At 42.6% G+C, this 13,290-nt stretch carries 11 protein-coding genes and 1 riboswitch; of the genes, 7 read left to right on the top strand and 4 right to left on the bottom strand.

Going from position 1 to position 13,290, the window contains the following annotated elements; genetic code table 11:
* Positions 1-8 precede the first annotated feature (8 nt).
* Positions 9-1,295, bottom strand: a complete 1,287-nt coding sequence (locus I6L24_RS06600) for a D-arabinono-1,4-lactone oxidase (protein WP_216986548.1) — start codon at positions 1,293-1,295, stop codon at positions 9-11.
* Between the two features lie 233 nt (positions 1,296-1,528).
* On the opposite strand from I6L24_RS06600, the gene I6L24_RS06595 reads away from it, so the two are divergent.
* Positions 1,529-3,169 carry an acyl-CoA synthetase gene (locus I6L24_RS06595; RefSeq protein WP_216986547.1) on the top strand — a complete coding sequence of 547 codons (1,641 nt, stop codon included), beginning with the start codon at positions 1,529-1,531 and terminating at the stop codon, positions 3,167-3,169.
* 122 nt (positions 3,170-3,291) lie between these two features.
* On the opposite strand, the gene trpB is transcribed toward I6L24_RS06595, so the two are convergent.
* Both trpB and I6L24_RS06585 read right to left on the bottom strand, forming a co-directional pair.
* Positions 3,292-4,536, bottom strand: coding sequence for a tryptophan synthase subunit beta (gene trpB / locus I6L24_RS06590; RefSeq protein WP_138743083.1), 1,245 nt, complete (start codon positions 4,534-4,536; stop codon positions 3,292-3,294).
* Positions 4,517-5,161, bottom strand: coding sequence for a phosphoribosylanthranilate isomerase (locus I6L24_RS06585; RefSeq protein WP_216986546.1), 645 nt, complete (start codon positions 5,159-5,161; stop codon positions 4,517-4,519). The genes trpB and I6L24_RS06585 overlap by 20 nt, the downstream gene beginning before the upstream one ends.
* Before the next feature lie 192 nt (positions 5,162-5,353).
* A riboswitch (cobalamin riboswitch) is annotated at positions 5,354-5,577 on the top strand.
* Between the two features lie 36 nt (positions 5,578-5,613).
* Between I6L24_RS06585 and I6L24_RS06580 the strand changes: the two genes are divergently transcribed.
* From I6L24_RS06580 to I6L24_RS06555, 6 genes are all read left to right on the top strand, one after another.
* Positions 5,614-7,476, top strand: a complete 1,863-nt coding sequence (locus I6L24_RS06580) for a TonB-dependent receptor plug domain-containing protein (protein WP_216986545.1) — start codon at positions 5,614-5,616, stop codon at positions 7,474-7,476.
* Between the two features lie 104 nt (positions 7,477-7,580).
* Entirely contained in the window at positions 7,581-8,165 is a 585-nt protein-coding gene (locus tag I6L24_RS06575; RefSeq protein ID WP_216986544.1) for a cob(I)yrinic acid a,c-diamide adenosyltransferase, read from the top strand.
* 142 nt (positions 8,166-8,307) lie between these two features.
* Positions 8,308-9,021: a glycerophosphodiester phosphodiesterase gene (locus I6L24_RS06570; protein ID WP_216986543.1), complete on the top strand. Its 714-nt coding sequence runs from the start codon at positions 8,308-8,310 to the stop codon at positions 9,019-9,021.
* A 440-nt stretch (positions 9,022-9,461) separates the two neighbouring features.
* Positions 9,462-10,628 (top strand): acyl-CoA desaturase, encoded by a 1,167-nt coding sequence (locus tag I6L24_RS06565; protein WP_216986542.1) that lies wholly within the window; start codon positions 9,462-9,464, stop codon positions 10,626-10,628.
* 132 nt (positions 10,629-10,760) lie between these two features.
* The gene (locus I6L24_RS06560) at positions 10,761-12,206 is read left to right on the top strand and encodes a protein adenylyltransferase SelO (protein ID WP_005103296.1); all 1,446 of its coding nucleotides are present in this window, start codon (positions 10,761-10,763) and stop codon (positions 12,204-12,206) included.
* A gap of 76 nt (positions 12,207-12,282) precedes the next feature.
* Entirely contained in the window at positions 12,283-12,654 is a 372-nt protein-coding gene (locus tag I6L24_RS06555) for an MmcQ/YjbR family DNA-binding protein (RefSeq protein WP_216986541.1), read from the top strand.
* Positions 12,655-12,731: 77 nt separating this feature from the next.
* On the opposite strand, the gene I6L24_RS06550 is transcribed toward I6L24_RS06555, so the two are convergent.
* On the bottom strand, positions 12,732-13,238 hold the full coding sequence (locus I6L24_RS06550) for a GNAT family N-acetyltransferase (protein ID WP_216986540.1): 507 nt from the start codon (positions 13,236-13,238) through the stop codon (positions 12,732-12,734).
* Positions 13,239-13,290: the final 52 nt, after the last annotated feature.

Genomic DNA, 13,290 nt, shown 5'->3' with positions numbered 1-13,290 from the left:
CCCTCTCCTCATTTCCCAGATAAAAACAATTCTTTTAAATATGGATTCAGCCATTTTTGCTGTGGATCCAATTGCTGACGTAGCACCATGAAATTATCCCATTTCGGGTAGAGTTCGCGCAGCGAGGCTGCGCTCATACTATGTAACTTGCCCCAATGCGGTCGTCCCTGATATTTCTGTAAAATCGGCTCGACCAGATCAAAGATCGCGTGGTAATCCTGTTTATAAAATTGATGAATCGAAATGGAGACCGAATCACGCTGATAAAAAGGACTTAGCCAGATCTCATCGCCTTTGACATAACGAAACTCGATCGGGAAAAACATCGGCACTTGGTGTTTGCATAAAACATGCAGAATCTCGTCCAGACACTGCAAGCCAAACTCAACCGGAACCTGATATTCCATTTCATTAAATCTGGTTTTACGCGGAGTTGGAAAAATTCTGGATGAACAGTCTACATAACGAGTCGGTTTGACAAATACGCCGAGCAGTTTTTGCAGATAGGGATTTGTCTTTGGGAAGAGTCGCGTCAATTCCGAACATAGAGTCAATAAAATATCTTCCGAAGGCCAGCTCTCTGTTCTCGGCTGAATGGTTGCATCCGTTTCATCCAGAGTTTTCAGCATCACTTGATCGGCATGTAAAAAAGCCCAAAATTCAATATGCCGGTGCTGATGTTTCCATTGATCAATATGAGTAAATATGTCTTTTAATGAACAGAGCCGAATCTGTTCTTTTAGTTTATATCTGGGACGATTTTGCAGGGTGATTTGGGTCAATATACCCAAGCTGCCCAATGCCACCCGTCCAGCCTGAAATATTTCGGTATTCTGCTGACGATGACATTGCAACAGCTCGCCATCTGCGGTCAGCAATTCAAAGCCTTCCACGAAAGCGGATATGCAAGGTAAATCGATGCCCGTGCCATGCGTTCCAGTCGAAATCGCTCCGGCCAGACTTTGCTGGTCTATATCGCCCTGATTGATTAAGGCCTGATTGATCGGTGTCAGATCTTTCCCCAAATCATATAAACGCGTACCGGCGTACACGGTGCACTGTGTTTTCTCTTGATCAAAGGCAACCACACCTTTGAACTGATCGAGATTAAGCAACACCTCATCTGTCTTGGCCAAGGGGCTAAAGGAATGTCCTGCACCCACTGCACGAATGTGTGCATGGGTCTTCACTAAACTTTGTAATTCACTGATCTGGATGGGCTGAACAATCCGAGCAGTACTGAACTGGCTCCCTGACCAATTTCGCCAAATTTTATCCGCCTGTTGTATTTTCATTATTATTCTCTGGCTCATATTATTTTAATGATTCAATTAGAGTAAAATACCTAAAAAATCAAACTTGGGAACCCATGCGTTCAAAACATTTAAGCAGGGTGAAATATTTTTATTACTATTCAAATACTTAAAATTTGTAAAATCGTACTCGACTAAAGCATAAATGCAAGATTTCTGAGAAATACATATCTTTTCAACAGGATATGAAAATAAATATAGAACGGAGTTTTACAATGGTTAGCGCATATGATGAATTACCGCGTACCCCCGCGAATTTTGTAGCCTTATCGCCTTTACGCTATCTTGATCGTGCAGCTTATATCTATCCAAATCAGAACGCGATTATTCACGGTAAGCGCCGGATCACTTGGCGTGAAAAATACAACCGTTGTCGTCAGTTTGCCAACCAACTCCAAAAATTAGGCATCGGTAAAAATGATACCGTGTCTGTTCTACTGCCTAACGTCCCTGCCATGATCGAAGCGCATTTTGCTGTACCAATGGCAGGTGCCGTCCTCAACACCTTAAATACCCGCCTGGATGCCAAGACACTTGCCTTTATGCTGGAGCATGCCGAAAGCAAAGTATTATTGGTTGATCCTGAATTTACTGCACTTGCCACTGAAGCGCTTGCCCTGGTATCACAAGACATTTATGTGATTGATGTGGCTGATGCAGAGTTTGAAGGTGAAGACCAGCGTATTGGCCAAATCGAATATGAAGACTGGATTGCGCAAGGCGATGCAAACTTTGAATGGCATTTACCTCAAGATGAATGGGATGCCATCAGCTTAAGTTACACTTCTGGGACCACCGGCAACCCGAAAGGCGTGGTCTATCATCATCGTGGTGCCTACATTAACGCAGCCAGTAATATTATTGCCTGTGGCATGACACCACGTGCCACCTATTTATGGACACTGCCGCTATTCCACTGTAATGGCTGGTGCTTTGCCTGGACCATGGCGGCCAACGGTGGAACCAACGTTTGCTTGCGTAAAGTTGATGCTGAACTGATCTTTAAACTGATTGCCGAACATAAAGTCGATTACTTCTGCGGTGCACCAATTGTCTTGTCAATGCTGATTAACGCACCTGAAGAGAAAAAGACCAAAATTGATCATCGTGTCGAAGTGATGGTGGCGGGTGCCGCACCTCCAGCAGCAATTATTGAAGGCATGCGCAATATCGGCATTAATGTCACGCATGTTTACGGCTTGACTGAAACCTATGGCCCTTCTGCACTCTGCGCTTCACAGGCAGGCTGGAGCGATCTGTCTATTCAGGAACAGGCACAGTTGCACTCCCGTCAAGGCGTCCCGTATCCATTGCAAGATGGCATGAAAGTGCTTGATCCGGATACCATGCAGGAAGTGCCACATGATGGTCAGACCATGGGTGAAATCATGTTCCGTGGCAATATCGTGATGAAAGGTTATCTGAAAAATCCTGAGGCGACAGCAGAAGCCTTTGCTGGTGGCTGGTTCCATACGGGGGATCTGGCGGTATGCCAACCGGATGGCTATGCAAAAATTACCGACCGTTCCAAAGATGTGATTATTTCCGGCGGGGAAAATATTTCATCTCTTGAAGTGGAAGAAGTGCTGTATCAGCATCCGGCAGTGCTGACTGCGGCGGTAGTCGCAAAGCCTGATCCACGCTGGCAGGAAGTTCCTTGTGCCTTTATCGAACTCAAAGAAGGAATAACAGCTTCGGAAGAAGAAATTATGGAATTCTGCCGTGAACATCTGGCCCGTTTTAAAGTGCCTAAGGATGTGGTGATTACCGAAATTCCAAAAACTTCGACCGGAAAATTGCAGAAATTTGTTTTACGTGAGTGGGCCAAAGAGCGTGCGCAAGGTGAGTTCTCTTAACGCCATCCAGGCATATTTTTTCAAAATCTACTCAATAAAAAATCGTGCTAAGAAAACTTAGCACGATTTTTTAACTTACCCTCTCCCAAACCCTCTCCTATAAGGAGAGGACTTTAAGGAACTTACATCTCAACCATTTCTACGCCATCAATGCGTGCCACAGTCATCAAATCTTTATCACCACGACCTGAAACCGTCGCAATAATAATTTGATCTTTATCCATGGTCGGTGCAAGTTTAGTGACATAAGCCATAGCATGTGCGCTTTCTAACGCCGGAATAATGCCTTCAATCTTGGTCAAGTCGCGGAAACCCTGTAAAGCTTCCTGGTCATTGATCGGTACGTATTTCACGCGATACATATCTTTCAGGAAACTATGTTCCGGACCCACACCCGGATAATCCAGACCTGCAGAAATTGAATGGGTTTCGATGATCTGGCCTTGTGCATCCGACATCAGGTAAGTTCGGTTACCATGCAGGACACCGACATGACCGGCATTCAACGGCGCAGAGTGCTTGCCTGATTCAATCCCATGACCTGCTGCTTCAACGCCGTACATTTTCACGTCTTGATCGTTCAGGAATGGATAGAACAAGCCCATTGCATTGGATCCACCACCGACACATGCTACCAGTGCATCTGGCAGACGGCCAGCCTGTTCCAGAATCTGACGGCGTGCTTCACGACCAATGATCGACTGGAAATCACGAACCAACTGTGGATATGGGTGTGGACCTGCCACAGTACCAATCACATAATAGGTTGAATCAACATTGGTCACCCAATCACGCATGGCTTCATTCATGGCATCTTTTAAGGTTTTAGAGCCACTTTCTACCGGCACAACCGTCGCACCTAATAAACGCATACGGTAGACGTTCATCGCCTGACGTTTTACATCGTCTGCGCCCATAAATACTACGCATTCAAGACCTAAACGTGCTGCAATCGTTGCCGTTGCTACACCGTGCTGGCCTGCCCCTGTTTCGGCAATAATACGTTTCTTGCCGGAAAGCTTCGCCAGCAAAGCCTGACCGATTGTATTATTTACTTTGTGCGAACCGGTATGGTTCAGGTCTTCACGTTTCAGGTAAATCTGTGCGCCACCCAACTCTTTCGACCATCGTTCAGCATGATATAAAGGACTCGGACGACCGACGTAAAACGCCATGTCACGGTCAAATTCTGCCAAAAACTGCGCATCATCTTTCATACGGAAATAGAGCTTTTCCAAGTCTTCTAAAGCCGCCATGAGTGTTTCTGACACAAAACGTCCGCCATGAATACCGAAATGCCCGCGTTCATCCGGGAATTGGGTATAGTCAACTGCCTGACTGTTCTGGCTAGTACTTTGCTGATCCACGATGGACTCCTTGCATAAAGCGTTCTATGAGTTGTTGGTCTTTAATACCTTTTGCAGACTCCACTCCGCCACTGACATCAACAGCATAGGCTTGAGTCGTCTGAATTGCATCTTCAATATTTTCAGGGTTTAAACCACCCGCCAAAATTAAAGGAATATCGAGTTTGGGGAATTTTGACCAGTCAAAACTGTGTCCTGTACCACCTTTCAATTCAGGATGCCACGCGTCTAATAATACTGCGCTTGCACCTGCTTGTTGATAGCTTTTTATTGCATCCAAAACATTTAAATCTGGTTTGACCTGAATGGCTTTGTACCATCGACGTCCAACTTGCTCTGCTATTTGCTGACATTGCAACGGTGTTTCATCGCCATGAAACTGCAGAATATCTAAAGGTACTTGTTTCAATACAGCGGCAATTTCTTCTGCCGTTGCATTGACAAATAAACCGACCACTTGCACATAAGCGGGAATGTTTTGCAGCAAGCATTGTGCTTGTTCAATGTTCACATGGCGCGGACTTGGAGGATAAAACACCAAGCCAATTGCATCTGCACCCGCATGTACCACACTGTTTATATCTTGAATTCGCGTGATTCCGCAAATTTTGGTACGGGTACGCATCGTTTTGAACTCTAATCCTGATTTTCAATCTTCATTTTGCTGATCTTGCTGTATGTGACTTTTAAATTATCTGTTCTTACAAACAAAATCATATATTAGGGCGAAACATTGTAATGCAATTTTCAGAGGTTGAGTGAAGTTCAGGCGGATTATTCTACATTTCCGTTGTTTAAATGCTGAACAGACTTTATACTTCGCGCAAATGCAACGAGTTCTAGCTTTGAGCTTTAGGGAAGTTGGTGAAAGTCCAACACTGCCCCCGCAACGGTAACCATGAAACGTATATCGATTTAAATCTTATGATTTACACCACTGTATGAACAATATGGGAAGGTGGATATACAGCGAAGCAATCATAAATTAGAAGATGCTTGGCACATTGTAGTCCGGAGACCTGCTTGTTGTGCCCTTAACTCAATCATTCACGTGGGGTGAATGTATGGAGCAAAGTCATGTCTACTCTTTTTCAGCCTACTGCTTTAGTGGGCGCAATTGCGCTTGCAATGGGTTTCTCTACGTCTGTATCTGCACAAGACAGTTCTAATGTTGTAAATGCATCTTTAGATACTTTAGTCGTTACCGCGACACGTTCTGAAGAAAAAATTGGCAATGTGCCTGCGCGGATTAATGTAATTGATCAAAATGCGATAAAAAAGAATCCTGCTCTCAATTTATCTGACTTAATCCAACAAGACCCTTCTGTTTATGTGAAACAAAGCGGGGGTATGGGGCAAATTTCAGAAATTGGACTACGTGGAACTAAAGCCGTACATACCCTAGTATTAAAAGATGGTGCTCGCTTAAATAGCCAAAATGAGCTTGGTCCACTTTATCCGGCATATTTAGATACGTCGGATGTTCAACAAATTGAAATTTTGAAAGGCCCAGCTTCCGTTCAATATGGTAGTGATGCAATTGGTGGTGTAGTTCAACTTATTTCAAAAAAACCTGTGAAGTCTGGTGCAGAATTAACTGGCATCTATGGTGAAAACAATACTTATAAAGCCATTCTAAAAGCAGATTTAGTCACAGATCAAGGATTCTACGCTCAAGTAGGTGGACAACGCTTAGAAAGTGATGGAACTCGCATTTTTGAAAGCCAAGATAAAAGCGACAATGCCAGCTACGATCAAAAAGGCTACAATGCTAAAGTAGGCTATTTCCAGGAAAATCAGATTGATGCCTCTGCTTCGATTAGTGAAAATAAAGGAACCAGTATTTTCAGTAATAACTACATTACCAATACAGCTCCTCGTAATTTTGTAAATCGTGTCATTAATGCAAAAGTTGATTACAATATTCTGCAAAATTTAATTTTAGGCGCTCATTTTGCAAACGTTCAAGACAAGCAAGATGTTCCATCATATTTCACACAGTACAACACTGAAAACAACCAAAGTGATTTAAACCTGAAATGGAAATTCACACCAAATCAAAACATTTTAGTTGGTGCAACTTATAATGACGCCAACTACAAAACAAGTTCAATCAAAAACCAAGATCAAAGCGTAGCAAGTACAGGTTATTATCTACAACACCAATTTAAAAATGAACTGTTTGACACCCAAGTTGGGCTACGTGTAGAAGACAATGAGCTTTTTGGAAGCCACACAGTAGGTCAAGGTGCTATTCGCTATCATTTCCTGCCTAATGCAAGCGTTTATGCCAATATTGGCAGTGCGTTCCGTGCTCCAACCCTGAATGAACTCTATTCTCAATGGGGCGGTAATGAGAATTTAGAACCTGAAGAAAGCATCTCTTATGAACTCGGTTTAGATTACGGTATTACCAACAATTTAATCGCAAACCTTTCTGTTTATCGTACTAATGTTGATAATCTAATTGTCTATAGCAATAGCAGGAATCAAAATGTTGATGAGGCACACTTCACAGGTGGTGAGGTTGCACTAAAATGGAAAAAAGATGATTTATTCCTAACAACTGGGTATGCATATGTTAAAACAGAAAATGAGGCAACTGGTTTAGAGATTGCTTACCGACCTAAACAGACATTCACATTAACTACTGGATTAGAAAATCCAGTCTATGGCATTAGTACGTCGTTAATTGCACGTTCGCACTCAAATGCAAGTAATAGCGCAAATAGTGTAAAAGTTCCAGGTTATGCAACCGTCGATTTCAATGCTTATTGGAATATTAACCCAACGGTTAAAGTATTTACTAATATTCAGAACATTGGCGATGTGCAATATCGAGAAGTCTATAAAGCTGCTAGCTCTTGGGACAACTCACCAGAAGATTGGTACATTAATGGCGGTCGCTTCGCTTCAGCAGGCGTAACTTTCCGCTACTAAAACCCGCATAACAACAAAAACTTCAAAACAGCGCAGTTTATGGATAATGTTATGACCGACATTATCCTTTTTTATTATCTTCATTAAAAATTCAAGGAACACATATGGGCCACCGTTTAAGCAAAATCTACACCCGCACAGGCGATTCAGGTACCACAGGACTCGGTGATGGTTCACGTGTAGCCAAAGATGACTTGCGCATTACCGCGCTGGGTGATGTCGATGAACTGAATGCTGTGATTGGCGTTTTACGTGCACAAATTTCAGCAAGCACAATTGAAGATAAAGCCACTTGGGATAAATCTTTAAGCCTGATCCAACACTGGTTATTTGATCTGGGCGGTGAAGTCTGTATTCCAGGTTTTAATCTGGTGCAACCGGTATCAATTGAGTTTTTGGAAAATGATATCGACCGCATGAATGAAGCGTTGCCGATGTTAAAAGACTTTATTCTGCCTGCCGGAACGCTGGTGTGCAGCTTTGCCCATCAGGCTCGTGCAGTCTGCCGTCGTGCAGAACGCAGCGTAATGTCGGTACATCACCGTGACCAAAATATTCAGGCAGCGTCATTGCAACTACTTAACCGTTTATCGGACTGGTTATTTGTAGCATCACGCACCCTGCAACGCGCTGAAGGCGGTTCCGAAGTGCTGTGGCAAAAAAATATCAATGACAGCATCGAAAAGTAAAATTATGTTTCAAGTTAGCATCTAAAAATACACGTCAGATGTCTCTTGATTTTACAGAGCATCTGACGAAAATAGAAAGTGTCATCCTTCTGTCACGTAGCCCTCACAAAATGAACTTAACTTTCCCACTCATGAGCATCTTATGCGCATAATTGGTCATCGTGGTGCACGTGGTGAAGCCCCTGAAAATACCTTGGGCGGTTTTCAATATATTCAGGAGATCGGCATTCGCGCCGTTGAGTTTGATGTCCGTCAGCTCAAAGACAACGCCTTAATCATCATGCATGATGACGACTTTGTGCGCACCACCGGTTTGCAGAAGCATCTATACGAGTGTAACCGTCAGGATCTGTGCCAATATAACCATGCAGTCAAATGGTCAGAATGGAATAAAATCGAAGCCACTCCACTGCTCGATCAAACCTTAAATGTTATTCGAAATTTCGAGCATATTGAAGTCGAAATTAAAAGCGTAGCATCTGAAGCAGCAGCTGAAAAAATCGCGTTTGAAGTCGAACAGCAGTTACAAGGCTATGAGCAGGCAGCTATTATTACCAGCTTTGATGCCAAAATTCTGGATGCTTTCAAACAGCAAAACTCACGTTTAAAACGTGGTTTATTGATTGAAACCGATGTTAAACATCATGCCATTGATCAGGCGCTGGAACTGGGATGCTGTCATATTGGCTGGATGGATGAACTGGCCAGTAAAGACCTGATTCAGGCCACGCAGGCTGCCGAGTTGAATATCAGTGTCTGGACAGTCAATGATGTCACCCGTGCCAAACAGCTGCGAGACTGGGGCATTCAGGGAATGATTACAGACTATCCAAAATTGATGCTACAACAACTCTAAATAATCTCTCTTAGCCTTGATTGATCTCGGTATTTCTTGATCCCGTTCATTTCGACAATACAATAATGAAAGTGTGAATGTTCCTTAATCAGATTTTATTTGAAAGTGAGCTTAAGTTGCCCAACACGTATATTCTGCAAATTCCCTAATAATATTGTAGAAATTATGAACAATGATTTTCCTCCGATTCATTCGGTTTCAATTTTCTGAAAGAGTGATAATCCTCAGTCACTTAGTCGGAAATCAGAGCCTGTCTACGCTCGCAAAATGGTCACTTCTGCCCTACTTATTCTGTTACCGACAAGTACAATACAACCGTACAATAATGCTAGTGATGCCTTAGGGCACATGCTAATATGGACAAGATAGGCTGCTGTTAAAACCAACAGTAGTTTCTGCTTTTTGTTATACCTTCCGAGGTTCTAGGAGTGCTGTTGGAGATGAATGCTCCCTTACCCAAAGCCCCCATCAACTGGATTGCTGTGTTTGCATTGGTATTTTTACCGATTGTAGCCCTGATCGCGATTCCGTTGTATGCGTATCACCATGATTTTAGCGCTGCCGCTTGGATCAGTATGTTTGTTTTACTGGGCGTAAGCAGCCTCGGCATTACAGCAGGATACCATCGCCTGTGGGCACATCGTGCTTATGAAGCCACTTTACCATTAAAAATCATCTTGATGATTATGGGTACATTTGCTGTACAGAACAGTATTTTATTCTGGGCATCTGGTCACCGTACCCATCACCGCCATGTCGATGATGTTGATCAAGACCCGTACTCGATCAATAAAGGCTTCTGGTATGCACATATTGGCTGGATGTTACGTGATTATCCATCTGGTGCTGCCAACTATAAAAATGCGCCAGACCTGTTAAAAGACAAAGTGGTAATGTTTCAGGACAAATACTACGTTCCTTTAGTGATTGCTGTTCATGCTGCAATTTTACTTCCAATTGGCTGGGCAGTCGGCGATGTCTGGGGCGTGTTGCTGCTGGGTGGATTAATGCGTTTAATCCTGAGCCATCATGTGACCTTCTTCATTAACTCACTGTGCCACATGTGGGGAAATCGTCCTTATACCGACGAAAATACTGCACGTGACAACTTCGTACTCGCGATTGCAACTTGGGGTGAGGGTTATCATAACTATCACCACATTTTCCAATACGATTACCGTAACGGCGTAAAATGGTGGCAATACGATCCAACTAAATGGTTGATCTGGACTTGTTCTAAACTTGGTTTAGCTAAAAACTTGCGCCGCATTCCTAGCTTTAATATCAAAAAAGCGGAATTGGCAATGAAGTTTAAATATGCTGAACAGGATCTTGCGGTATATGGCCATGATGTTTCTGAAGATATCTCGGCGGTAAAAACCAAGATCGCACAGGAATATGATGCATTTACCCAAACTTTAAATGACTGGGCGAAGCTGAAAGAACAGGAAATTCAGGTCAAGAAAGCATCGATGGCTGAAAAAATCCATCAGATGGATGACAAGCTGAAAGTTGAATTCCAGCTGGTTGAACAGCGTCTTTCTCATCATCGTCAAACCTTGAATCTACTGGTTCGTAATTTGAAAAAATCTGCAGTTTCTCAATAAAAGCTGTTGAACACTAAAGCCCCGATTGGGGCTTTTTTTATGTCCGAAAGATAACGTGAACTCTCGCTTATACAACAGTTTTATACAGCTATCTTTGTTATAGTAAATTTATTCCAATCCTGTACTGATGCCATGTATTTTAACTCTCGCTATCAAACACTGCCCGCCCGCCTCTATCACCATCAAGTTCCGCTGCCGTTAAAAGGTGCGAAAGCCGGACATTTTAATGCAGCTTTAGCAGAGCAACTGCAATGGTCGGATGAAGACAAGGCGCAATGGGTCGAGATTTGTAGTGGTCAGAAAGTTTTTACTGAATTTGAACCCTTGGCTATGGTCTATGCAGGTCATCAGTTTGGACAATGGGCAGGACAGTTGGGAGATGGTCGCGGGTTGTTGATTGCGCAAATTCTGGATAAAAATAATCAGACCATTGACCTGCATTTAAAAGGTGCTGGTGCAACCCCTTATTCACGCATGGGCGATGGTCGTGCAGTACTGCGTTCAGTCATTCGTGAGTATCTGGCAGGTCATGCCTTAAATGCTTTAGGTGTAGCATCCAGTAATGCAGTTGGTTTTACTTCATCAATCCAAGGTATTCAGCGTGAGAAGCTAGAGCCGGGCGCGATGATGTTGCGTACTTCAGACTGTCATATCCGTTTCGGCCATTTTGAATGGATCAATCAGTATCAGCCAGATCTACTAGCTGAATTTATCCAGAAATGTATCGAATGGCATTATCCAGAATGCCTGCAAGCCGAACAGCCGATTCTGAGCTTTGCCACAAAAGTTATTCAGCGCACTGCGGTGATGATTGCCAAATGGCAACTGGTTGGTTTTGCACATGGCGTGATGAATACTGACAACCTGAATATTACCGGTTCAACTTTGGACTTTGGTCCTTATGGCTTTATGGAGCGCTTCCGTCCGAACTGGATCAATAACCACTCGGATTATCAAGGTCGTTATACCTATCAGCAGCAGCCGAGTATTGGGCATTGGAATTTATGGCAATGGTTAAATAATCTGGTGCCGCTCTGCCCTACCGATTATGACAAAGAACAATGGAAACAGGATTTAGCTGCATGTCTGGAGCACTATGAGCCAACCTTCTTGGAACATTATAAACATGGTTTAAACCAGAAAATGGGCTTGCCAAGTTTCCATAAAGACAGTTTTGACTGCGCAATGGCCTTTCTGCGAATTTTGCAAAGTGAACAACTGGACTACACCCAGAGTTTTATCCGTCTGCAAAATAAAGACTATGAAGCCATTAAAGATGATTGTCTGGACCGACGCCAGTTTGAAGCATTCCTGGCGCAATATGGATCTATCCGTGAACACCAGGATATAGAAGAATTGGATGCCGCCATGCAACTGGCCAATCCGCATTATATTCTGCGGAATCATATGGCACAGAAAGCCATTGAACTAGCAGAGCGGGATGATTTTTCTGAAGTAGACCGTCTGTTTAAATTACTCAGTCAGCCTTATCAGAAACAGCCAGATCTGGAACAGCCTGAAGATTTAGCACCATTGCCAAGTGACGTGCCAGAAGTAATGGTCAGCTGTTCTTCTTAATTTATTCACATCCAAAATAAAAACTGTGGATAATTTAAACATTATTCACAGTTTTATGATGATTTATCCATAGCTTATGACCTTACATACTCTTGCTGCCCAAGCTGCTTTAAAACTGCCTGAGGTCACTGTCACTCAGCCTTTTGGTGAGGGTTGTGATGTATTTAAAGTTATGGATAAAGTCTTTATGCTGACTTTTCATTTGCAAGGCAAAGCTGTCATTAATTTAAAAGTTGAGCCTGATCACGGTGCAATGCTGCGGGATATTTATCCCTATATTCGTGCTGGTTGGCATATGAATAAACAGCACTGGGTTTCAGTTTATGAGGATGAAAATCTGGACGAAGCTTTGATTGAAGATTTAGTGCTGAATTCTTATGAGTTAGTACTATTAAAGTTAAAAAAAGTCGATCGGCAGCGAATTGAGCTACTTAAAACAGTACGATAGGTTTTTACCTTGTTTATAGGAATGATGTATATAAAAATTTTAAGATCCATTATCAGAATTATTCAATATATCGTCAGTTATTTAGTTGCATTAAATGCTTCATCATAAAATACCTGGGCTTTCGGAAAAGCCCCATCAAAACTGATCGCTTGAAAATATTCAGCTAGTACATTTTCCAAAATTAAATCGGCAATGGGTTGAAAACCAAAACGAGCATAATACTTAGGATCGCCTAATAGCACACAGCCTTTTGCATTCAATGCTTTCAGTCTGTCCAATGCTGCATGTATAAGCCTTGAACCAATGCCTAAACCTTGATAATGAGGCAAAACTGAAATAGGGCCTAATCCAAACCACCCTGCTGCACCCGAAGACATTGATACGGGAGACACGGCAATATGCCCAACAACAATATTATTTTCAAGAGCGACTAACGATAATGTCAATTGATGATTTTCCCTTAATACATTGATAATAAAATGTTCAGTATGACTTGAATATTCAATGTTTTTAAAAGCGGCTTTTGTTAATTCTTCAATTGCCTGAATGTCATTTATTTGCTCGTCTCGAATCATGATATTCATTATTTTTAGCCCTCTTATATTTATCATTTTCAGATATAAAAAAAGCGAATAA

This window comes from Acinetobacter lwoffii (genome assembly GCF_019048525.1).
GTDB lineage: Bacteria > Pseudomonadota > Gammaproteobacteria > Pseudomonadales > Moraxellaceae > Acinetobacter > Acinetobacter lwoffii_K.
This window is presented reverse-complemented; position numbering and strand designations above follow the sequence as displayed.